At 67.8% G+C, this 21,555-nt stretch carries 21 protein-coding genes; 2 read left to right on the top strand and 19 right to left on the bottom strand.

Features of this window, described 5'->3' with window-relative positions; all coding sequences use genetic code 11:
• Positions 1-37: 37 nt before the first annotated feature.
• The gene (locus tag MARPU_RS16660; protein ID WP_005224146.1) at positions 38-3,226 is read right to left on the bottom strand and encodes a bifunctional diguanylate cyclase/phosphodiesterase; all 3,189 of its coding nucleotides are present in this window, start codon (positions 3,224-3,226) and stop codon (positions 38-40) included.
• 348 nt (positions 3,227-3,574) lie between these two features.
• On the opposite strand from MARPU_RS16660, the gene MARPU_RS08685 reads away from it, so the two are divergent.
• Entirely contained in the window at positions 3,575-3,916 is a 342-nt protein-coding gene (locus MARPU_RS08685) for a hypothetical protein (RefSeq protein ID WP_005224147.1), read from the top strand.
• Positions 3,917-3,932: 16 nt separating this feature from the next.
• Here the strand turns inward: MARPU_RS08685 and serS are convergent, their stop codons facing one another.
• The 18 genes from serS to rpoE form a co-directional block, all read right to left on the bottom strand.
• Positions 3,933-5,207 carry a serine--tRNA ligase gene (gene serS / locus MARPU_RS08690; protein WP_005224148.1) on the bottom strand — a complete coding sequence of 425 codons (1,275 nt, stop codon included), beginning with the start codon at positions 5,205-5,207 and terminating at the stop codon, positions 3,933-3,935.
• 15 nt (positions 5,208-5,222) lie between these two features.
• Positions 5,223-5,528 (bottom strand): DUF190 domain-containing protein, encoded by a 306-nt coding sequence (locus MARPU_RS08695; RefSeq protein WP_005224149.1) that lies wholly within the window; start codon positions 5,526-5,528, stop codon positions 5,223-5,225.
• A complete protein-coding gene (crcB, locus tag MARPU_RS08700) occupies positions 5,525-5,899 on the bottom strand; it encodes a fluoride efflux transporter CrcB (protein ID WP_005224150.1) in 375 nt (124 codons plus the stop codon). Before crcB ends, MARPU_RS08695 begins: the two co-directional genes overlap by 4 nt.
• A 217-nt stretch (positions 5,900-6,116) precedes the next feature.
• Complete coding sequence (locus tag MARPU_RS08705; RefSeq protein WP_005224151.1) at positions 6,117-6,698, bottom strand: class I SAM-dependent methyltransferase; 582 nt, start codon at positions 6,696-6,698, stop codon at positions 6,117-6,119.
• An 18-nt stretch (positions 6,699-6,716) separates the two neighbouring features.
• The gene (locus MARPU_RS08710) at positions 6,717-7,382 is read right to left on the bottom strand and encodes an endonuclease III domain-containing protein (protein WP_005224152.1); all 666 of its coding nucleotides are present in this window, start codon (positions 7,380-7,382) and stop codon (positions 6,717-6,719) included.
• Positions 7,376-8,611 (bottom strand): GlgC family sugar phosphate nucleotidyltransferase, encoded by a 1,236-nt coding sequence (locus MARPU_RS08715; protein WP_005224153.1) that lies wholly within the window; start codon positions 8,609-8,611, stop codon positions 7,376-7,378. The genes MARPU_RS08710 and MARPU_RS08715 overlap by 7 nt, the downstream gene beginning before the upstream one ends.
• Before the next feature lie 148 nt (positions 8,612-8,759).
• Positions 8,760-9,548, bottom strand: coding sequence for a pyridoxine 5'-phosphate synthase (gene pdxJ, locus MARPU_RS08720; protein ID WP_051415145.1), 789 nt, complete (start codon positions 9,546-9,548; stop codon positions 8,760-8,762).
• Between the two features lie 20 nt (positions 9,549-9,568).
• Positions 9,569-10,306 carry a DNA repair protein RecO gene (gene recO, locus MARPU_RS08725; RefSeq protein WP_005224155.1) on the bottom strand — a complete coding sequence of 246 codons (738 nt, stop codon included), beginning with the start codon at positions 10,304-10,306 and terminating at the stop codon, positions 9,569-9,571.
• A gap of 9 nt (positions 10,307-10,315) precedes the next feature.
• Positions 10,316-11,218 carry a GTPase Era gene (gene era / locus MARPU_RS08730; protein WP_005224156.1) on the bottom strand — a complete coding sequence of 301 codons (903 nt, stop codon included), beginning with the start codon at positions 11,216-11,218 and terminating at the stop codon, positions 10,316-10,318.
• Positions 11,211-11,888, bottom strand: coding sequence for a ribonuclease III (gene rnc, locus MARPU_RS08735; RefSeq protein ID WP_005224157.1), 678 nt, complete (start codon positions 11,886-11,888; stop codon positions 11,211-11,213). The genes era and rnc overlap by 8 nt, the downstream gene beginning before the upstream one ends.
• Positions 11,885-12,277: a DUF4845 domain-containing protein gene (locus MARPU_RS08740; RefSeq protein WP_005224158.1), complete on the bottom strand. Its 393-nt coding sequence runs from the start codon at positions 12,275-12,277 to the stop codon at positions 11,885-11,887. Before MARPU_RS08740 ends, rnc begins: the two co-directional genes overlap by 4 nt.
• A gap of 10 nt (positions 12,278-12,287) precedes the next feature.
• Positions 12,288-13,106 (bottom strand): signal peptidase I, encoded by an 819-nt coding sequence (gene lepB / locus MARPU_RS08745; protein ID WP_005224159.1) that lies wholly within the window; start codon positions 13,104-13,106, stop codon positions 12,288-12,290.
• Positions 13,107-13,248: 142 nt separating this feature from the next.
• Entirely contained in the window at positions 13,249-15,051 is a 1,803-nt protein-coding gene (gene lepA, locus MARPU_RS08750) for a translation elongation factor 4 (protein ID WP_005224160.1), read from the bottom strand.
• Positions 15,052-15,315: 264 nt separating this feature from the next.
• Complete coding sequence (locus MARPU_RS08755; RefSeq protein WP_005224161.1) at positions 15,316-16,737, bottom strand: DegQ family serine endoprotease; 1,422 nt, start codon at positions 16,735-16,737, stop codon at positions 15,316-15,318.
• Between the two features lie 87 nt (positions 16,738-16,824).
• Positions 16,825-17,295, bottom strand: coding sequence for a SoxR reducing system RseC family protein (locus tag MARPU_RS08760; RefSeq protein ID WP_005224162.1), 471 nt, complete (start codon positions 17,293-17,295; stop codon positions 16,825-16,827).
• A gap of 3 nt (positions 17,296-17,298) precedes the next feature.
• Positions 17,299-18,270 carry a MucB/RseB C-terminal domain-containing protein gene (locus MARPU_RS08765; RefSeq protein ID WP_005224163.1) on the bottom strand — a complete coding sequence of 324 codons (972 nt, stop codon included), beginning with the start codon at positions 18,268-18,270 and terminating at the stop codon, positions 17,299-17,301.
• Positions 18,254-18,814 (bottom strand): sigma-E factor negative regulatory protein, encoded by a 561-nt coding sequence (locus MARPU_RS08770; protein ID WP_005224164.1) that lies wholly within the window; start codon positions 18,812-18,814, stop codon positions 18,254-18,256. Before MARPU_RS08770 ends, MARPU_RS08765 begins: the two co-directional genes overlap by 17 nt.
• A 132-nt stretch (positions 18,815-18,946) precedes the next feature.
• Positions 18,947-19,525, bottom strand: a complete 579-nt coding sequence (gene rpoE / locus MARPU_RS08775; protein WP_005224165.1) for an RNA polymerase sigma factor RpoE — start codon at positions 19,523-19,525, stop codon at positions 18,947-18,949.
• A gap of 359 nt (positions 19,526-19,884) precedes the next feature.
• On the opposite strand from rpoE, the gene nadB reads away from it, so the two are divergent.
• Positions 19,885-21,513, top strand: coding sequence for an L-aspartate oxidase (gene nadB, locus MARPU_RS08780; protein ID WP_005224166.1), 1,629 nt, complete (start codon positions 19,885-19,887; stop codon positions 21,511-21,513).
• Positions 21,514-21,555: the final 42 nt, after the last annotated feature.

Raw genomic sequence — 21,555 nt, forward strand, 5'->3', positions numbered from 1 at the left:
GCGATCTCCTGTGCGTTGGGAATGAGGATTGGACCTGTCAGCCCGCCGTCGGGACCAGAGCGCGTTGGGGCGAGCGGCGAGGCCCGCGCGCGCGCTGCTGGGCCTCGAGCATGCGCGTCAGGGTATTGGCCGAGACCGGACGACTGATCAGATAGCCCTGGATCAGGTCGCAGCCCTCGGCGGTGAGGATGCGTTGCTGGCGGATGTCCTCGACGCCCTCGGCAACGGTGCCGATATCGAGATTGCGCGCCATCGACAGGATGGCGCGCACGATCGCGCGGCTGCGCCCGTCGGTGGCGAGGTCGTTGACGAAACTGCGGTCGATCTTGATGAAGTCCACCGGAAAGTGGATGAGATAGCTGAGGCTGGAATAGCCGGTACCGAAGTCGTCGAGCGAGATGCCGATGCCGAGGGCGCGCAGTCGCTCCAGCTCGGCCAGCGCGCGCTCCGGGTCGTGCAGCAACACCCGCTCGATCAGCTCGATGTGGAGCAGGCGCGCGGGGATGTCGTAGCGCTCGAGCAGGTCGGCGATGGTCTCGGTCAGTCCGCCGGCGGTGATCTGCGGCTCGGAGACGTTGACCGAGACGCGGATCTCGGGCAACCCGGCGTCGCGCCACAACCGCATCTGACGCAACACCGCCTCGATCACCCAGCGCCCCACCGGCACCACCAGGTCGCTGCTCTCGATGATGTCGATGAACACCCCGGGCATCACCAGCTGAGCGCCACGTCGCCAGCGCAGCAGCGCCTCGGCAGCATGGATACCGTTCTGCTGCGGCTCGACCAGCGGCTGATAGTGGACGACGAATTGCTCTTCGGCCAGGGCGATGCGCAGCGCCTCCTCGAGCGCCAGGCGCTCGACCGCCGCGGCGGTGATCTCGGGGCGGTAGAAGGCGATCGAGCGTCGCCCGCAGCGCTTGGCCGAGAGCAGTGCCGAGGCGGCGTTGCGCAGCAGCTCGGCGGCATCCTCGCCATCGCCGGGATAGAGCGCGCCACCGGCCGAGGCGCTGAGGGTGAGCTGACCGTGACCGGCGATCTCGATCGGCTGGCAACAGATGGCGAGATAGTGCGCGGCGAACGCCGAGGCGGTGGCCAGCTCCTCGCCGAGTTCGGTGAGGATGACGAAGGTATCGTCGCTCAGTCGCGCCACCAGATCGCCGACGCCGGTGGCTTCGCTCAGTCGTTCGCCGAGCACGCAGAGCACGGTGTCGGCTACACCGTGGCCATAGCTGGCGATGACGTCGTTGTAGCGATCGATATCGACATAGAAGACCCCGAGACGCTGACGATGGAGGGCGGCCAGGTCGACGGCCTGGGCCAGGCGTTGTTTCAGCAGCCGGGCGTTGGGCAGACCGGTGAGCGGGTCGTGGTTGCTGAGATACTCGATCTCCTCGGCCGAGCGGTAGCGTTCGGTGATGTCGCTGAAGATGGCGACATAGTTGGCCACCCGACCGTGATGATTGCGGATGGCGTTGATGCTCATCCACTGCGGATAAAGCTCGCCGTTGCACCGCCGGTTCCACAGCTCGCCCTGCCAGCGCCCTTGGTCGAGCAGCGCGCGCCACAGCTGACGATAGAAATCGGGGCCCTGGCGACCGGACTTGAGCAGACGCGGGTTGCGCCCCCTCACCTGCTCCGGGGTGTAGCCGGTGATCTCGCTGAAGGCGGGGTTGACCGCGACGATCTCGCCGTCGGCGTCGGTGACGATGATACCCTCGGCGGTGTTCTCGAACACCGCGTTGGTCAGACGCAGGATGTCCTCGCGCCGGCGCTGCTCGCTGAGATCGCGGATGATCGCCACGCGCAGCTGTCCGCTCTCCAGCTCGATGCGCCGGGTACGCACCTCGGCCGGGAAGGTCGAGCCGTCGCGCCGCCGGTGCAGCCACTCGAAGCAGGCGCTACCGTGCTCGGCGAGGAAGGTCAACACCTCGACGTTGCTGTCCGCCGAGCGACGACCGTCGGCCTGAAACTCGGGCGAGAGCGCACCGGGGTGGACATCGGTCAGCTCGGTGGCGCTGTCGTAGCCGAACAGTCGCGCCGCGGCCGGATTGGCCAGACAGCTCAGGTCCGCGCCGTCGATCACCCACATCGCTTCCTCGGCACCCTCGAACAGGGCGCGGTAGCGCGCCTCGCTATAGCGCAGTGCCTCCTGGGCGCGACGATCCTCGGTGATATCGAGCACCGAGCCGAACACCCGCACCAGCTCGCCACGATCGCCGCGCGCGGTACGGATCCGCTGACGCACCCAGCGCACCTCGCCGTCCGGACGCACCACGCGATACTCAATGTCCTCGGTGGCGAGGCCGCGGCGCGCCGCATCCAGGACGCTGACGACTTGAGCACGATCCTCGTCATGGACCCGTTCGAGCAGGCCCTGCTCACTGGCGACGAAGGCCCCAGGGTCGACGCCGAGGATGGCCAGCAGTTGCGCCGACCAGAACACCCGGGCGGTGGCGAGTTCGAGTTCCCAGCTGCCCAGCGCGGTGATTGCCTGCGCCTCGCTCAGCAGCGTCTGAGTACGATACAGGGCGCTGAGATCGCGCCCACACCCCATCACCCCGAGCAGCTCGCCATCGGGACCGTGATAGGGCGTCTTGAGGACATCGAAGAGCAAGCGCCGTCCTCGCGTGTCGCTGTACCAGAAGTCGAAGCGGTGTGCCCTGCCCTGTTCGAGCACCTGTCGATCATCGGCGCGCACGCGCGCGGCGATCTCGGGCGGGAAGAGCGCATCATCATCCAGGCCGATGACCTCTCCCGGCGCGCGACCGATCAACTCGCCGAGCGCACGGTTGCAACCGAGATAACGTCCCTTGCGGTCCTTGAAGAAGATCAGGTCGGGGGAGTTGTCGAGCTGCCCCTGGGTGAGCGCCAGCGCCTGCTCGGCCTGACGATAGGCGGAGACATCGCGATGAGCGACCAGCACCAACCGCTGGTCATCGACATCAGCGCTCAGGAGACGCGCACCGAGGCTCAGCCAGCGGGTCTCGCCCTCGAGCGGTAAGGCGTATTCGAGCGCGAAATCGGCGCGCTGCCCCCGGCAGACCTCACGGACCCCCTGACGCGCCTGCTCGAGCACCCGGGAGTCTCCCTCAGGCACGGCCCAGACACCGAGCGGCAGGGTCGCGCGCTGCTGGCGGTTGCTGTAGAGCACCCGCCCCCCGGCATCGATCACCGCAATCGCGCAATCGAGGGCATCGAGACACGCCCAGGCATCGATCGGGTTCATGGACGGTTGGGGATGGCGGGACAACGGAGGCTGGAACCTTTTCTCATCGTGCTTGGTTAGGGGTGGGGCGGAGAGGTGATGGGCGGAAGGAGCGGTCGCGACCGAGCGTGCGCCATGGCCATGTCTCCCTGACCCTCGGGCGTTCAGCATAGAACAACATCCGCGCTTCCGCCCCGAGGCAACGCGTCGGAGCATGCATTTTGACGGGCGCAAGGGCATTGATCAAATGGGTCGTGCCTCCCCCGGCCACCGCGCCATCGACGGACCACGGAGACAGCCGGTGACCACACCGCTATGCTTGACGACACCTGCCGAACACGCGCCGGTCGCGACCGGCCGGAGCCCGTCATGCATCAGCCCGCGCGCGCCGTCTGCGGCGCCGGACCTGTCGTTCTCGTCCTGGTCGCAAGCCTCGTCGGCTGCGCCACCGCCACCCGCCATGTCACCGACTGGGGCAGCATCACCCTGGCGCCGGGCGACACCGGCACCTGCACCTCCAACCCCTGCGCGGTCTATCTGCAGCTGCCGCCCGGCGAGGGCCGCTACCGGGTCACCGCCAATCAGGTCGGTCTCGGCGACTACCCGGCGGGCTCACTCGCCGCGCTCGGGCACTTCTACGACAGCAAGGCGCTGGAGATCGTCGGCGCCGGGGTGGCGCGCGCCTACGTCTATATCCCGCAGACGCGCTGAGGCGGCGCGCCCGGACTCAGCCAAGCACCTCGAGACCGCCCATGTAGGGGCGCAGCACCTCAGGCACGGTCACCCGACCGTCGGCGAGCTGGTAGTTCTCGAGCACCGCCACCAGGGTGCGACCGATCGCCAGCCCGGAGCCGTTGAGGGTGTGCAGCAGCTCGGGCTTGCCGGTCTCGGGGTTGCGCCAGCGCGCACGCAGTCGCCGCGCCTGGAAGTCGCCGAAGTTGCTGCACGAGGAGATCTCGCGATAGGCCTGCTGACCCGGCAGCCACACCTCCAGGTCGTAGGTCTTGCGCGAGGAGAAGCCGAGATCGCCGGTGCACAGGGTCACCACCCGATAGGCCAGACCCAGCCGTTGCAGGATCGACTCGGCGTGCCCGGTGAGGGCCTCGAGCGCGGCGAAGGACTCGGCCTCGGGCACCGCCTGCACCAGCTCGACCTTCTCGAACTGGTGCTGACGGATCATCCCCCGGGTGTCCTTGCCGTAGGAGCCGGCCTCGCTGCGGAAGCAGGGGGTGTGGGCAACCCAGCGGCGCGGCAGCTCATCGGCCTCGAAGATGCAGTCACGCGCCAGATTGGTCACCGGCACCTCGGCGGTCGGGATCAAGTAGAGATCGCGCTCGCCGGGAACCTTGAACAGGTCCTCCTCGAACTTGGGCAGCTGACCGGTGCCGTAGAGGCTGTCGGCGTTGACCAGGTAAGGGACATAGGTCTCGGTGTAGCCGTGCTCGGTGGTGTGCACGTCGAGCATGAACTGGATCAGCGCGCGGTGCAGCCGCGCCATCGGCCCGGACAGGGTGACGAAGCGCGAACCGGTCACCTTGGCGGCGAGATCGAAGTCCATCCAGCCGTTGCGCGCGCCCAGGTCGACATGATCGAGCGGGGTGAAGTCGAAGCTCGGCACCTCGCCCCAGCGCCGCTCCTCGCGGTTGTCGGCCTCGTCGCGACCGTCCGGCACGCTGTCGTCGGGCAGGTTCGGCAGCCCCAGCGCGATCGACTCGATCTCGCCCTGGCACTCGGTCAGCGCCTGCTCGGCGGCCTTGAGCCGATCACCCAGGTCGGCGACCTCGGCGAGCAGCGGCTCGATGTCCTCGCCCGCGGCCTTGGCCTTGCCGATCGACTTGGAGCGGGTGTTGCGCTCGGTCTGCAGCGTCTGGGCCTCGACCTGCAGCCGCTTGCGCTCTTGTTCGAGCTGCTCGAAACGGGCGGTATCCAGGGTCACGCCGCGACGGGCGAGCAGCTCGGCAACGCGCGCGAGATCGTTGCGCAACAGTCGTGGGTCTAGCATGTGGTCTCCTTGGCTTCAGGATTCGATGGTGACCGGCCAGGACACGATGTGCCCCGGTTTCACCTGATGACGGATTCGGGCGATCGCCGCGCGGGCAGGCTCGGGGGCATCGAAGAACTCCACCACCAGCGGCAGGTCGAGCGACAGATCGACCAGCGAGGCGGCATGGGTGCGCCCCGAGGGGCCATAGCCCTCGATCGCGCGCAGCACCGTCACCCCGCGCACCCCCAGCTCGTCGCGCAGGACGTGCACCAGGGGCTTCAGTTCATGATCGGACTCGGCGAGATAGACCCGCACCATGATCGCGTCTTCGTGACTCACAGTGACCTCCCCAGGGCGATGCCCGCCCAGCACAGCAACACGCACACCCCGACGCTCGCGCCCACGTTCAGGGTGGCACGCAACAGCGCTCCCTGCTCGATCAGGTTCAGGGTCTCGATCGAGAAGGTCGAGAAGGTCGTCAAGGCCCCCAGGAACCCGACCAGCACGGCGCCGCGCCACTCGGGCGCCACCGCCAGCCGCTCGGTGAGCAGCACGAACAGCAGCCCCATGAGGAAGGAGCCGATCACGTTCACCGCCAGGGTGCCCCAGGGGAAGTCACGCCCCAGCACCCGATAGACGCCGGTCGAGATCCAGAAGCGCGACAACGCCCCGAGCGCGCCGCCCCCGGCGATCGCCAACAGTTGCAACACGGTATCTTCCCGCAAAAGAGAATAAGTCTACTATGGACGTCCAGCCCTTTGCCGGGCCAAGGGCGCACCCCTCGGACGAAGCCGAGCCATCACCGTCGCGACGCACCCGCCGGGTCGTCGGTCGGTACAGCGGGCTGAAGCCTGCCCAAACAGAACCTATCCGCGCCACATCCCGACAACCGAACCGGTCAACAACCGTGCGGCTCGAACCCCTTGTTCAGCGGCGCTCGAGCAGGACGCTGAAATCACCGGCCAGATAGCCCTCGTGCACCCGCACGGTGGCGTTCAACTCGGCGGCGAGTGACTCGATCTCGGCGGGCCGGCGGCAGTTGTAGATCAGCGAGGTATCGCGGCCCTTGAGCAGGTTGAACACGAAACCACGACGGCTGGCGGCGAGACAGTTGCCGATGAAGGTCTGGGTCTCGTCCCAGGTGAGGATGTTCATGGCGCCGCTGCAGACGTAGTAATCGGCCTCGGGCAGCGGGTCGTGGAGCACGTCGCACTGACGGATCTCGCAACCGGTGCGTGCGCGCGCCGTCTCGATCATCGGTGCCATCACGTCGAGACCGAGATAGCGCCCCGGCGCCTGGTCGCGCTCGCGCAGATAGACGAGGAAGTCGCCGAAACCACAGCCGGCATCGGCCAGCTCGACGCTGGAGAGATCCTCGGGTAGCAACTCGCGCAGCACCCGGAAACGTACCCGCTGGGTCTCCTCGGAGATCCACTGCACCCCCTCGGCATTGGTGCCGTGGGCCTTGAGCGCGTCATCGTAGAAGGTCTGGTTGTCAATTCGTGGCATGATCTCGCAATCCTCGTCTCAGCGCTCGCTGGATGGTGCCGATGCTGGGCAGCACGCCCGCAGCGCGCAACCCGCGCAGACCGGCCTGGCCCGGCAGGCATGCTTGGCGTGCGCCACGATCAGCGCATGATACTCCTGCAACAGCGCGACATCGTCCGGCAGCGCCTGCTCGAACCAGCGGCGGATGCGCTCGTAGTCCTCGTCGCCGGCGAGCAACCCGAGCCGCGAGAACAGTCGCCGGGTATAGGCGTCGACCACAAAGACCGGATGCGCGAAGGCATAGAGCAGGATGTCGTCGGCGGTCTCCGGGCCGATGCCAGGGGTCGCCAGCAGCCACTCGCGCAGCCTCGGGGTGGCGAGCGCGGCGAGCGGCTCGAGACCGCCAGCGGCATGATAGCGCTCGCAGAAGGCCAGCAGGCGCCGGGTCTTGACCCTGTAGTAGCCGCTGGGTCGCAGCAGCTCGGCCAGGCGCGCCGGATCGAGCGCGAGCAGCGCCTCGGCACTCAACGCCGTCTCGGCGCGAACCTGGTCGAGCGCACGCTCGACGTGACGCCAGCTGGTGTTCTGGGTGAGGATGGCGCCGACCATGACCTCGAACGGGGTCTCGGCCGGCCACCACCCCTGGGGACCGTAGGTCGCGAGCAGGGTCTGATAGACCGTCTGCGGCGTGGCCGCCGCTACCACTCGATATCCCGGGGCACCACCACGATGCCCTCCTCGGAGACATCGAAGCGCTCGCGATCGCGTTCGAGGTCGATGCCAACCTGCTCGCCCGGCGGTACCGCCACGCCCTTCTCGACGATGCAGTTGCGCAGATGCGCCTCGGCGCCGACCTCGACGCCGTCGAACAGGATCGCCTCCTCGACGATGGCGCTGTCGCCGACGCGCACGCAGGGGAAGAGCATCGAGTGGTTGACCCCGCCGCCGCTGATCACGGTGCCGGCGGCGAGCATCGAGTTGACGAACACCCCCTCGTTGCCGCTGCGCGCGCCGGGCACGGTGCGCGCCGGCGGATACTGCCCCTGAGCGGTGCGGATGTTCCAATCGTTCTGATAGAGATCGAGCGGCGGCTGCGGGCGCAACAGCTCCATGTTGGCCTGATAGTAGGCATCGACCGAGGAGAGATCGCACCAATAGCGATCTGGGGTGACGCGACCGCGCGCCTGACCGAAGCGATAGGCACGCACCCGATGGCTCTGAGTGAGATGGGCGAGCACGTCCTTGGCGAGATGCCGATCCGGGGGCAGCGGGCCGACCTCGGCATCGGCGCTCTCGCGGCGAGCGAAGGCATCGAACAGCCAGCCGCGATCGAAGACATAGACGCCCATGGTCTCGAAGGCGCGTTCGCCCTCGATCTCGCCGGCGCGCTCAGCCGGCAGGATACGCACGATGCGGTCGTGCTCGTCGAGTTCGACGCGGGCCTGGGTCTGCGAGGGCGGCGCGCCGGGGTCGACCTCGCGCACCGCCACCGTGACCTCGGCGCGGGCATCGACATGGGCATGGACCACCTCGCTGTAGTCCATGCGATAAACGGCACTGCCGTCGAGCGCGAGGACCTGACGCGCGCGATTGCGCTCGATCAGGTTGCGGTTCTGGCGAATGGCATCGAAAGGCCCGGCATACCAATGCTTGCCGTCACGCATCTGCGCCGGCACCGGGATGATGAACTCGCCGAGTTCGGGGTTGTAGATCGACCAGCCATCGCGCAGGTGCTTGTGCAATGAGTGACTCTTGTACTGCGTGATCACCAGGACCTGACGCAGCCCGGAGTGCAGACAGTTGGCCAGCGCGAAGTCGATCACCCGGAACTTGCCACCGAAGGGAACGGCCGCCTTCGGGCGATGACGGGTCAGAGGCGCGGGGCCCACCCCGCGATCGATAGCAAGCAAGAAGATCAGGGTATCTGCGGACATGGCTCTTGGCTTTGGCTGACGGGAGCATTTTCCCGCGGCACAGTCTAGCCCGCAGATCGAGGTCGGGGAACGACGTCGGGCATGTTCCGATCGAAAGGGTCATGTCGATCGGGCGCGCCGAGCGCCCTCCCCCGACGGCGCCCGCCTCTCAGCGACGGCTGGCCACTGCGATCTGTGCACGCATGTCGCGCACCGCGCGATCGAGCCCGGAGAAGAGCGCGCGGGCGATGATCGCATGACCGATGTTGAGTTCGGTGATGCCGGGGATGGCGGCAATCGGCTTGACGTTGTCGTAGTCGAGCCCGTGTCCGGCATTGACCTGCAGGCCCAGCGACAGACCGTGCTCGACGGCGCGCTCGATGCGCGCCAGCGCCTCGGCGCGCGTCTGGCGGGTGTGCGCATCGGCATAGTGGCCGGTGTGCAGCTCGACGACCGGGGCGCCGATGGCGCGCGCCGCGTCGAGCTGCGCCGGCTCGGGGTCGACGAACAGCGACACCCGCACCCCGGCCTCGGCCAGACGGGCGCAGAACTCGGTGAGATGGGCCTGGTTGGCGATCAGGTCGAGCCCGCCCTCGGTGGTCAGCTCCTCGCGTCGTTCGGGGACCAGACAGCAATCGTGCGGGCGCAGCCGGGCGGCGATCTCACCCATCTCGGCGGTGGCGGCCATCTCCAGGTTCATCCGCGTCTGCAGGATGCCGCGCAGCAGCTCGACATCGCGGTCCTGGATGTGACGACGGTCCTCGCGCAGGTGCAGGGTGATGGCGTCGGCCCCGGCCTGCTCGGCGACCAGCGCCGCTTGGATCGGCTCGGGGTAGCGGGTGCCGCGCGCTTGGCGCACGGTGGCGACGTGATCGATGTTGACGCCCAGCAGCACCTCGTTGGCATGCGTGCTCAAGGGATTTCTCCTCGCTTCGTACGGTCGGGAAGGCGGCGCCATGACCGGCGTCGCCACTCAATCTAGTGTGGGGGTGAACGCTCACGCCCGCCATACCACTGCTGGAACAGTGCGCGGGTGCGCAACGGACGTTCGCCGAGATGCGGGGCGAGCATGGCGCGCAGCAGCGCCCGCGCCTCGCGCGCGCGTTCGGCATCGGTCGGCGCGGCGTCGGCGGCGAGCGCCTGCAGGGTGGCGCCACGGCAACACAGTCGCGGGTCATCGGTGACGGTGGCCGCGCGCAGCCCCTGCTCGGGCTCGAAGACATAGTCGGCGGTGGCGCGCACCGGCCGGCCGGTGGCGGTCTCGACATCGAGCGCGAGGCCATAGCCGAGGGCATCGAGCAGGCGCAGCTCGAAACGGCGCAGCACCGGCTCGAGGTCGTCTCCCGCGGCCAGCGCCGCGAGCGCGACCTGGTAGTCGTCGAGCAGTGCATCGTGCGGGTCCTCGCGACCGAGCAGACGCAACAGCAGCTCGTTGACATAGAAACCGCAGAGCAGTGCCCGACCGGCGAGCGCATAGGGCCGGTCCACGGCCTCGACCCGGGTCAGGGTGCGCACCTCGCCGCGTCCGCCGAGTTCCAGCCACAGCGGCTGGAAGGGCTGGAGCAGCGCGGCGCGCCCGCCAGCGCGGGCGCGCCGCGCGCCACGGGCGACTGCGGGCAGCCGCCCACGCCCGACACAGAACAGCTCGACGAGCAGGCTGGTGTCGCGATAGTCGTGCCGGTGCAGGACGAAGCCGTGACAGGCGCTGGCGCTCACCGCCGCCGATCAGTCCTCGCTGTAGCCGAGGCGCGCGAGCGCGGCCTCGTCGCTCGACCAGCTTTTCTTGATCTTCACCCAGACCTCGAGATGGACCGGGCAGTCGAAGAGCTTCTGCATCTCCAGACGCGCCTGGGTGGCGGTGGCCTTGAGCGACTCGCCCTGCTTGCCGATGATGATCGCCTTCTGTCCCGGGCGCTCGACCCAGATCAGGGCATTGATCATATAGCGCCCGTCGACCGCCTCGAAGCGCTCGATCTCGACGGTGGTGCGATACGGCAGCTCCTCGCCATAGCGCTGGGTGAGCTGTTCGCGCAGCAGCTCGGCGGCGAAGAAGCGCTCCGAGCGGTCGGTGAGCTGGTCCTCGGGGAAGATCGGCTCGCCCTCGGGGAGCGCGGCGAGCACCGCCTGCTCCAGCGCCTCGACCTGACTGCCGCGCGCCGCCGAGACCGGGAACAGCTCGCGGAAGGCGTGACGCTCGCCCAGGGTCTGGAGGAAGGGCAGCAGCGCCTCCTTGTCCTCGACCCGGTCGACCTTGTTGACCACCGCGATGCACTCGACCCCGGCGCGAGCGACGGCGGCGAGCGCCTGCTCGTCCTCCTCGGTCCAGCGCAGCGCCTCGACCACGAACAGGATCAGATCGGTGTCGGCGAGCGCGGCGCGCGCGGTACGGTTGAGATAGCGGTTGAGCGCACTCTCGCCGCGACGATGGATGCCCGGGGTGTCGACGAACAGGATCTGTCCCTCGGCGCGGGTCTTGACCCCGAGGATGGAGTGACGCGTAGTCTGCGCCTTGTGCGAGGTGATCGCGAGCTTCTGGCCGAGGATGCGGTTGAGCAGCGTCGACTTGCCGACGTTGGGGCGCCCGACGATGGCGACGGTGCCGCAGCGACCGGTGATGGCGTCATTCATGTTCGAGGATCTCCAGCATGGCCTCGGCGGCCGCCTGTTCGGCACGGCGCCGGCTGGTGCCGGTGCCTCGGGTGGTCAGATCGGCATCGCCGAGCGCACAGACCACGGTGAAGGATTGTGCATGCTGATCACCCTCGATGGTGATCACCGTATAGCCCGGTAGCGGTCGCTTGCGCGCCTGGAGGAACTCCTGCAGCCGGGTCTTGGGGTCCTTGCCGGAACGGTCGATGCTGGTCTGCTCGAGACGCTCGGCGAACAGCTTGGCCACCACGGTATTGGCCACGGCGAAGCCACCGTCGAGATAGACGGCGCCGAGCACCGCCTCCAGGGCATCGGCGAGGATCGAGTCGCGGGCGTGACCGCCGGTGCGCAGCTCCCCCGCCCCCAGGCGCATGTAGTCGCCCAGTTCGATGCCGCGGGCGAGCTTGGCCAGCGACTCGCGCTTGACCAGGCTCGCGCGCAGACGGCTGAGCGTGCCTTCGGCGGCCTCGGGGAAGCGATGGCCGAGCGCCTCGGCGATCAGCAGCCCGATCAGGGCATCGCCGAGGAACTCGAGACGTTCGTTGTTGTTCGGGCCGACGCTGCGGTGCGTCAGGGCCTGTTCGAGCAGTTCGGGGCGGGCGAACTCGTGCCCGAGCACACGGGCCAGCCGTCTGGGGTCTGCATTCACTGAGTGCTGATTTCCACCTGATTGTGGAACGTAAGCACGGCATCGACGTTGAAGAACAGATGCGTGCGACGTTCATACTCGAGGACCACGCTGAGTCGGTCGGCATCGGTCCGCTTGATGACGAACTCCTGCGCCGAGACCGAGGTGATCCCGTTGATATCGAGATTGCGCATGAGATAGTCGGTGATCTTGCGCGGATTTCTGCCCACCGGCTCGACCGGATCCTCAAGCCCGTCCATCACCGACTGGATGGTCAGGTTCTGCATGTAGACCGGTCCGAGCTTGAGCAGCAGGGTGATGAAGAAGGCCGCCAGCCCGACCAGGATCGTGAAGGAGAAGAGTCCCAGCCCGGACTGACGCGCGCGCGGAGTGTTGATCGCCGTTGGCATCCTGAAGACCTCAGTCGATTCCGTCGCCGAGTCGCGACCAGGCGATCGGCAGGCCATCGCGGGCACCGTCCCAGTGCATCCAGATGCCGAACGCCTTGCCGACCAGATTCTCCTCCGGGACGAAGCCCCAGCAGCGACTGTCGTTGCTGTTGTCGCGATTGTCACCCATCACGAAGTACTGCCCCTCCGGCACCTTGACCGAACCGAAGGCGAGCACCCGGCAGCCGGGCGGCAGATCGGGGGCGCGCGAACGGGTGAGGATGCTGTGCTCGACCCCGTCGAGGCTCTCGAGGGCCTCGCGCGCGCCGCTCATCTCTCGCCCGGAGCCGACACCAGTGTAGCGCCCGATCGGCAGCTGGGCCACCGGCTCGCCGTTGAGATAGACGGTCTTGCCGCGATAGCCGATGACGTCGCCGGGCAGCCCGATCACCCGCTTGATGTAGTCGGTCGAGGGCTCGAGCGGGAAGCGGAACACCACTACGTCGCCACGCTCGGGCTCGCCGATGTCGACGAACTTGGCGTTGAGCACCGGCAGACGCAGCCCGTAGGCGTACTTGTTGACCAGGATGAAGTCGCCGGTGAGCAGGGTCGGCATCATCGAGTTGGAGGGGATGCGGAAGGGCTCGACCACGAACGAACGCAGGATCAGCACCGCGAAGATCACCGGGAAGAAGGCGCGCGCATACTCCACCACCACCGGCTCCTTGACCGGGGCGCCACCGGCGGCGGCACGGCGACGCGGGGCAAGCCAGCGCGCGTCGAGCAGCCAGATCGCGCCGGTCACCACGGAGGCCAGCACCAGGAAGGCGGGAAAGTCGAAGTTGGTCATTGCGTCTGCAGGGTCTCTTGGTCCTTAGGGGATGGTCCGTGCCCCGGGGGGCGACAGGCGACGGCGGGCGCGTCCACCCGAACGGGCGAGCGGCGAGTGACGGGCGCCGGGGCCGCGCGCACCGGGCGCGCGGCCGGCGGGCTCAATTATCCTTGCCGACCTGGAGCACGGCAAGGAAGGCCTCTTGCGGGATCTCAACCTTGCCGACCTGCTTCATCCGCCGCTTACCGGCCTTCTGCTTCTCGAGCAGCTTGCGCTTACGCGTGGCGTCACCGCCGTAGCACTTGGCGGTGACGTTCTTGCGCAGCGCCTTGACCGTGGTGCGGGCGATGATCTTGGTGCCGATGGCCGCCTGGATAGCGACCTCGAACATCTGCCGCGGGATCAGCTCCTTCATCCGCTCGGTGACCTCACGCCCGCGCGACTGCGACTGCGCACGATGGACGATCGAGGACAGCGAGTCGACCTTGTCGCCGTTGATCAGCACGTCGAGCTTGATCAGGTCGGCGGCCTCGAAGCGCTTGAACTCGTACTCGAAGGAGGCGAAGCCACGGCTGACCGACTTCAGCCGGTCGAAGAAGTCGAGCACCACCTCGCTCAGCGGCAGATCGTAGGTCACCTGCACCTGGCCGCCGAGATACTGCAGGTTCTTCTGTACCCCGCGCTTCTCGATACAGAGGGTGATGACCGCGCCGAGATAGTCCTGCGGGACGAGGATGTGGGCCTCGATGATCGGCTCGCGGACCTCGTCGATCTGGTTCGGCTCGGGCAGATTGGCGGGGTTGTCGACCTTGATCAGCTCGCCGTCGTTGCGCAGCACCTCGTAGACCACGGTGGGCGCGGTGGTGATGAGGTCAAGGTCGTACTCGCGCTCGAGCCGCTCCTGGATGATCTCCATGTGGAGCATGCCGAGGAAGCCGCAGCGAAAGCCGAAGCCGAGCGCCTGCGAGACCTCGGGTTCGTAGTAGAGCGCGGCGTCGTTGAGGCGCAGCTTGCCGAGCGCCTCGCGCAGGTCCTCGTAGTCGTCGGTGACCACGGTGTAGAGCCCGGCGAAGACCCGCGGGCGCATCTCCTTGAAGCCCGGCAGCTTGGCGCCGGGGTTGTCGGGATGGGTGATGGTATCGCCCACCGGCGCGCCGTCGATCTCCTTGATACCGGCGATGAGGAAACCGACCTCGCCGGTGGAGAGACACTCGCGGTCGGTCTTCTTCGGGGTGAAGACGCCGACCGCATCGACCTGATGGGTACGCCCGGTGGACATCATCTGGATCTTGTCGCGACGACGGATCTCGCCGTTGACCACCCGCACCAGCGAGACCACGCCGACGTAAGGGTCGAACCAGGAGTCGATGATCAGCGCCTGCAGCGGTGCCTCGCGATCGCCTTCGGGCGCCGGGATGCGCTCGACCAGCGCCTCGAGCAGATCGGGGATGCCGAGACCGGTCTTGGCGCTCACCCGCAGCGCGTCGGTGGCCTCCAGGCCGATGATCTCCTCGATCTCGCCGATCACCCGCTCGGGCTCGGCCGAGGGCAGGTCGATCTTGTTGAGCACCGGCAGCACCTCGAGCCCCTGGTCGATCGCGGTGTAGCAGTTGGCCACGCTCTGCGCCTCGACCCCCTGGGCGGCATCGACCACCAGCAGCGCGCCCTCGCAGGCGGCGAGCGAACGCGACACCTCGTAGGAGAAGTCGACGTGACCGGGGGTGTCGATGAAGTTGAGCTGGTAGGTCTCGCCGTCGCGCGCCTGATAGTTCAGGGTGACGCTCTGCGCCTTGATGGTGATCCCGCGCTCGCGCTCGAGGTCCATGGAGTCGAGCACCTGGCTCGACATCTCGCGATCGGTCAGGGCTCCGCTGACCTGGATGAAGCGGTCGGCGATGGTCGACTTGCCGTGATCGATATGGGCGATGATCGAGAAGTTGCGGATATGGGAGAGATCGGTCATCGGGATTGCGTGTGCGCCCAGCGGCTGATGAATGCGAGTGATCGCGCTGCCGGCCGATCGACGGCGCGGTATCGCGACAGATAGCCGCTCATCTTACCAGAGGCGCGGGGGACGGCGCATCAGCCAGCGGCGCATCAGCCAGCGGCGCATCAGCCATCAGCCATCAGCCATCAGCCATCAGCCAGCGGCCAGCGGCCAGCGGCCAGCGGCCAGCGGCCAGCGGCCAGCCCAGGATAGCCGCGCTGGCCGAGGCCGGTACCCGGATCATTCGGGGTCGGGCATGCGGATGGCGAAGAACATCCGTCCGTCGCTGCGTTGCACCAGCACCGCCACCGAGCGCCCCGGCTCGATGCCGGCGAGGATCTGCTCGAAATCTGCGGGGTCTGCGACCGGTTGGCCGTCGAGCATCAGGATGAGATCGCCAACGCGCAGCCCGGCGCGCTCGGCCGGCCCCGGCTCGAGGGCCTCGACCATCACCCCGCCCTGCTCGACGCCGAAGTGCTCGCGCTGCTCCGGGGCGATGGCGCGCACCACCAGACCGATACGGTTGGCCGGGGTCTCATCGAGCGCCGGCGGCGCGGCGAAGGCGTCCTCCTCGGGCAGCTCGGCGATGGTGACCGAGAGGCTGATCCGCTCGCCACGACGCAACACCCTGAGTTCGGCCTGCTCGCCGATCGGCGTCACCCCGACCAGCGGCGGCAGGGCGCTGGAGGTGAGCACGTCCTTGCCGTCGAAGGCGAGGATCACGTCGCCCGGGCGCAACCCGGCCGCCGCCGCCGGGCTGTCGGCCAGCACCTCGGCGACCAGCGCACCGCGCGGCTGCTTGAGGCCGAAGCTCGCGGCCAGTTCGCGGGTGACGTCCTGGATCATCACCCCGAGCCAGCCACGGGTGACGCGCCCCTTGGTCTTGAGCTGCTCGATCACGTCCATGGCGACATCGATCGGGATCGCGAACGACAGCCCCATGAAACCACCGGTGCGGCTGTAGATCTGGCTGTTGACGCCGACCACGCGGCCATCGAGATCGAACAGCGGCCCCCCGGAGTTACCGGGATTGATGGCGACATCGGTCTGGATGAAGGGGACATAGTTCTCCGAGGGCAGATTACGCCCCTTGGCGCTGACGATACCGGCGGTGGCCGAGGACTCGAAACCGAAGGGCGAGCCGATCGCCAGCACCCATTCACCGACCTGGAGATCCTTGGAGGAACCGATGCGCACCGCCGGCAGGCCCTCGGCGTCGACCTTGAGCAGGGCGATATCGCTGCGCTTGTCGGTGCCGACCAGATCGGCGACGAACTCGCGCCGATCACTGGTGCGCACCACGATCTCGTCGGCGCCCTCGACGACGTGTGAGTTGGTCATCACAAAGCCGTCGGAGGAGACGATGAAGCCGGAGCCGAGCGAGCGCGACTCGATATCGTCGGGCAGTTCGCCCTCCTCGCCGAAGAAGCGGTCGAAGAAGTCGCGCAGCGGCCCCTCATCGGGCAGGTCGGGGATGGTGAAGCCGTGCATCTCGGAGACCGAGGATGTGTGCTGCTTGGTGCTGATGTTGACCACCGAGGGGCCGTTCTCGGCAACCAGGCTGGCGAAGTCCGGCAGGGTACGCCCGACGGCCATCCCCGGCGCCAGGGCGCAGCAGAGCAAGGTGGTCAGAGCGAGCGAGAGACGGGGTTTCGAGCGCATGGTTGCTCCTCAAAGATTCATCGGCACGGCCGAAGCCGCGTGACTGGCGGGTTCGCGGGCGCCTGGAGCGACGGGCGCAATCAGCCGTCAGGGCTCGACCAAGGTCACCCGCTGCGTCTCGGCGCCGAGACGACGGATCACCTCCGGCTGGCGTGATGGATCCCGGGCCAGGGCACGGCTGTAGCCGCGAAGCCACACCAGTGCGAGAGTAAGACCCAAACCGGCCCCGAGCAACCCCAGCGGATCGGACGCGGCGCCACCGAGTGCGGTTCCCGCCACGGCCCCGAACACCAGCCCCAGGGTCGGTGCCAGATAGGCCGCGAGCGAGAGTCGAAGCACGTCCTGCGCCGAGATCGCCAGGACCACCTCGTCGCCGACCTCGACCCCGACCCGATCGAACGCGCGAACCTCGGCGAGGCGACGGGAGAACAGCCGCTCGAGCAGCGATGTGCCACAGGCGCCACGCGCGGCACAACCGCCACAGACGCTGCGCCGCTGGGTCTGGACGCGGACGTGATCACCCTCGCGGGCGATCACCCGCCCCTGTTCCTCAATCATGGATCAGTCCTCGGCGTGACGGCGCACACCCGCCACCGCCGCCTCCACGGTCGCGACCGGCACCTCGCCGACCGCGGTGATCTGATAGCCCTCGCGCCACGCCCCGGCAGCATGCACGGCACCGATGTTGGTCGCCCCTTCGAGCCCAGGGTCCTCCGTCTGCTCGACATAGATCGAGTAGGCCGAGAGCCGATCGGTGAACAGGAAGTGCTCGAGCACGCCGCCATCGTCCTGTGGGATCCGATGATAGGTCACCAGCTCGAACCCGAGCGGCTGATCGGCGAACCGCCACTGCGGCGGCGGCTCGGTCACCGGCGCCTCGCGCACCCCCTGAGGCGCGGCCTCGGGTTCGGTGCCATCGGCGGGATGGAAGGTGAGGGTGGCGAACATCAGCTGCTCGAGCGCCTGCTCGGAGCGGTCGATCAGATCGGACTTGAGCGGCAACGCGGTCTCGCGATCGATATGGAAGCGATAGCCGTATCTCAGCGCATCACGCGGAATGATGCCGATCACCTCGGTATCGCGCCCGGCCACCCGGCCCCGGCCCAGACGCTCGACACGATAGTGCTCGCCGAGGCGCTCGGGATCGATGCCGTTGGTATCGATCAGGCCGCCACCGCCGGCGCTGCGTACCGAGATGCCGTAGCCGTCGCGCATGGTGCAGTTGACTCGCCGGGAATCGCGCGAGAGCGCCCGCACCGGACCACTGAGCGCAACCAGACGCTCCTGGGTATGGCCGGCGGCGACACGATGGATCAGGTGCAGGGTCTCGAGCTGGTTGTCATGGAGATAGACCAACGTGCCCTCGTAGCTGAGCGCGCGCAGCGCCTCGGACATCCGCTCGAGCAACTCGGCAACCGGCGCATCGGTCACGACGCGCGCCTGCTGCTCCGAGGCCCCGGCCAGGGGCGTGCTCAGACACAGCAGGAGCAGACAGAGTCGACGGGCCGACCAGGGATTAGCGAGGCGATTCATAACCGACGAAGGTTGCATAAGGCAGCATGCCCTTGGCCCCGCTGGCGGAGGCCGTGTCTTGATGAGTGACCAGGAACAGGTCGAGCTTGTTGGCGAGATCCGGGCGATCGAGACCCCAGCGTCCGTCGCCGACGGTGACCACCGCAGGCGGCGGCACCTGACGCTGCGCCGTGACCGGGAAACCACCGTCGAGTCGGTCGCCGCCCAGGAAGAACAGTGGCGGTACCGCGAACACCGCGATGAAGGCCGCAGCCGCGGCCAATGCCATCCCCGCGGCCGGCGCCAGCGCACGGCGCGGCTGGAAGCGATGACGCTGATGGAACACCAAGGCGTCGGCCGCCACCTGCTCACGCACCGCATCGGCCACCCCGGCGCACGACGGATCGAGCCGCTCGCCGCGGATGGCGTGACCGATCATCTGATAGCTTGCCCAGGTATCGCGCAACGCGTCATCGCGCGCCAGCGTGTCGAGCAGGCGCCCGGCACTGGCGGAGTCGAGTTCGCCATCTTGGAGTTCGGAAAGTCGTTGTCTTAGCTCGGTCATTGGTTCACGCCTGCGCTGGGTTCTGTCACTGTCTCGGCCTTGCACCCGAGGTCCACGCATCATCGCGCGAGCCGAGCGCTGTGCCACCCAAAGCCCGAACGGACATGCCGCACGGGCGGTTGACGCCCATATTCAGGGCTTGAGCAATGGACGCAATCGCTTGTCGATCGCGTCACGTGCCCGAAAGATGCGCGAGCGCACGGTGCCGATCGGGCACTCCATGGCATTGGCGATCTCCTCGTAGCTCATGCCCTCGAACTCCCGCAGCATGATCGCCGTGCGCAGGTCATCGGGCAGGTCGTCGAGCGCGGCCTGGACGGTGCGCGCAATCTCGTCGCCGAGCAGCTCGCGCTCGGGCGTGGCGCCATCGCGCAACCGCCCGCCGCTTTCCATCTGCTCGGCCACCTCGGCCTCGACATCACCACCCGGTGGACGCCGTCCCTGGGCGACGAGATGATTCTTGACGGTGTTGACGGCGATCCGGTAGAGCCAGGTGTAGAAAGCGCTCTCACCGCGAAACCCCGGCAAGGCGCGATAGGCCTTGAGGAAGGACTCCTGGGCGACATCCATCACCTCCGCCGGGTCGCGCAGATAGCGCGAGATCAGATTGGAGATCTTCTGCTGGTACTTCAGCACCAAGAGGTCGAAGGCACGTTTGTCACCGGCCTGGGCGCGCTCGACCAGCTCCTGATCGGCTTGACGCTCAGACATGGGTCACGACCGCCGGTCCCCCGACCATCGGCTCCGTTGGCATGGACAGCTCCCCGGTTAGGAAGTTCTTCGGGCAGGGTCGCAAAATTCCGACTCCACCCGTGCGAATCAAAGCATGCAATCCTGACCGGAATCGGTCGAAGCGGCAAGTCCGCACGACATCCACGGCCCCATCGATCAAGCGCCGCCACTGGCGCGACACGGCACGATGGCGGCCTGTGGACTGGATTTCCCGCTCCCGGCAGCATAAAAATGAAAGCAGCCCCGCGCCACGGCGTGGAGACGACTCCGGCCCCGAGCATCCCCACGGGACCGGGGCCACGAACCATTCCTGTTCCCTATTGCAGCGAGTCCCGACCATGCCAGCAACCGTTCATCGTCATGACGTCCTCATCCTCGGCAGTGGTGCCGCGGGGCTCAGTCTCGCGCTGCGACTCGATCCCGATCTCTCGGTCGCGGTGGTCTCCAAGCGCGAGTTGGTCGAGGGCAGCACCCTCTACGCTCAGGGCGGGATCTCGGCGGTGCTCGACGAGCACGACTCGATCGAGTCGCACGTCCAGGACACCCTCAAGGCCGGCGCCCATCTGTGCGATCGCGAGATGGTGCGGATGGTCGTCGAGCGCGGCCCCGACAACATCCGCTGGCTGCTCGACCAGGGCGTCGAGTTCACCCGCGACGAGGCCTATCAGAGCACCGGCGGCTATCATCTCACCCGCGAGGGCGGACACTCGCACCGGCGCGTAGTCCATGCCGCCGACGCCACCGGGCGCGCGGTGGCGACCACGCTCGAGGCGCAGGTGCGCGAGCGCGCCAACGTCTCGCTCTACGAGCAGCACATCGCCGTCGACCTGATCACCACCAAACACCTGCCGGGCAGTCGCGACCACCGTTGTCTCGGCGCCTACATCCTCGATCTCGGCAACGGGCGGGTTGAGACCTTCATGGCCCGCTTCGTGGTGCTCGCCACCGGTGGTGCCAACAAGGTCTATCTCTACACCAGCAACCCCGACGTCTCCACCGGCGACGGTATCGCCATGGCCTGGCGCGCCGGGTGCCGGGTGGCGAACATGGAGTTCATGCAGTTCCACCCGACCTGTCTCTATCACCCCGAGGCGCGTTCCTTCCTGGTCACCGAGGCGTTGCGCGGCGAGGGCGCGCGGCTGTTGCTGCCCGACGGCGAGCGCTTCATGCCGCGCTTCGACGAGCGCGCCGAACTCGCCCCGCGCGACATCGTCGCACGCGCCATCGACCACGAGATGAAGCGCATCGGCGCGCCCTGCGTCTATCTCGACATCTCCCATCGCCCGGCCGAGTTCATCGTCGAGCACTTCCCGACCATCCACGCCCGCTGTCTCGAGCTGGGAATCGACATCACCCGCGATCCCATCCCGGTGGTGCCGGCGGCGCACTACACCTGTGGCGGCGTGATGGTCGACAGCCACGCCCGTACCGACCTCCCCGGACTCTATGCCAGCGGCGAGACCGCCTATACCGGGCTGCACGGGGCCAACCGCATGGCCAGCAACTCGCTGCTCGAGTGCCTGGTCTACTCCGAGCGCGCCGCCGAGGACATCGCCCGCCTGGCGACCAAGGTCGAGTTCGCCGCCGATGCGCCGGAGTGGGATGAGAGCCGGGTGACCGAGCCCGACGAGGAGGTGGTGGTCACCCACAACTGGGAGGAGCTGCGCCGCTTCATGTGGGACTATGTCGGCATCGTCCGCACCACCAAGCGACTGCGGCGCGCCAAACGCCGCGCCGACCTGCTCGCCCACGAGGTGATCGAGTACTACGCCAACTTCCGGGTGAGCAACGACCTCATCGAGCTGCGCAATCTGCTCGAGGTCTCCGATCTGATCATCCAGTCGGCACTGCGCCGGCGCGAGAGCCGCGGGTTGCACTATACCCTCGACTTCCCGCGCCGCGACGCCTCGCAGCGCACCCCCACCATCCTCATCCCCGATCGCTACGTACCGCGCGCCCGGCACTGATCAATCCGGCGGGTATAGCCGGGGAGAGGGTCGCCCCGAATG

The sequence above is a fragment of the Marichromatium purpuratum 984 genome (assembly GCF_000224005.2).
GTDB lineage: Bacteria > Pseudomonadota > Gammaproteobacteria > Chromatiales > Chromatiaceae > Marichromatium > Marichromatium purpuratum.

Excerpts from the sequence above, each read along its gene's own strand:
- MARPU_RS16660 (WP_005224146.1), bottom strand. The coding sequence starts at position 3,226 with ATGAACCCGATCGATGCCTGGGCGTGTCTCGATGCCCTCGATTGCGCG.
- MARPU_RS08685 (WP_005224147.1), top strand. The coding sequence starts at position 3,575 with ATGCATCAGCCCGCGCGCGCCGTCTGCGGCGCCGGACCTGTCGTTCTC.
- serS (WP_005224148.1), bottom strand. The coding sequence starts at position 5,207 with ATGCTAGACCCACGACTGTTGCGCAACGATCTCGCGCGCGTTGCCGAG.
- MARPU_RS08705 (WP_005224151.1), bottom strand. The coding sequence starts at position 6,698 with ATGCCACGAATTGACAACCAGACCTTCTACGATGACGCGCTCAAGGCC.
- MARPU_RS08715 (WP_005224153.1), bottom strand. The coding sequence starts at position 8,611 with ATGTCCGCAGATACCCTGATCTTCTTGCTTGCTATCGATCGCGGGGTG.
- pdxJ (WP_051415145.1), bottom strand. The coding sequence starts at position 9,548 with ATGGCGCCGCCTTCCCGACCGTACGAAGCGAGGAGAAATCCCTTGAGC.
- era (WP_005224156.1), bottom strand. The coding sequence starts at position 11,218 with ATGAATGACGCCATCACCGGTCGCTGCGGCACCGTCGCCATCGTCGGG.
- MARPU_RS08740 (WP_005224158.1), bottom strand. The coding sequence starts at position 12,277 with ATGCCAACGGCGATCAACACTCCGCGCGCGCGTCAGTCCGGGCTGGGA.
- lepB (WP_005224159.1), bottom strand. The coding sequence starts at position 13,106 with ATGACCAACTTCGACTTTCCCGCCTTCCTGGTGCTGGCCTCCGTGGTG.
- lepA (WP_005224160.1), bottom strand. The coding sequence starts at position 15,051 with ATGACCGATCTCTCCCATATCCGCAACTTCTCGATCATCGCCCATATC.
- MARPU_RS08755 (WP_005224161.1), bottom strand. The coding sequence starts at position 16,737 with ATGCGCTCGAAACCCCGTCTCTCGCTCGCTCTGACCACCTTGCTCTGC.
- MARPU_RS08760 (WP_005224162.1), bottom strand. The coding sequence starts at position 17,295 with ATGATTGAGGAACAGGGGCGGGTGATCGCCCGCGAGGGTGATCACGTC.
- MARPU_RS08765 (WP_005224163.1), bottom strand. The coding sequence starts at position 18,270 with ATGAATCGCCTCGCTAATCCCTGGTCGGCCCGTCGACTCTGTCTGCTC.
- MARPU_RS08770 (WP_005224164.1), bottom strand. The coding sequence starts at position 18,814 with ATGACCGAGCTAAGACAACGACTTTCCGAACTCCAAGATGGCGAACTC.
- rpoE (WP_005224165.1), bottom strand. The coding sequence starts at position 19,525 with ATGTCTGAGCGTCAAGCCGATCAGGAGCTGGTCGAGCGCGCCCAGGCC.
- nadB (WP_005224166.1), top strand. The coding sequence starts at position 19,885 with ATGCCAGCAACCGTTCATCGTCATGACGTCCTCATCCTCGGCAGTGGT.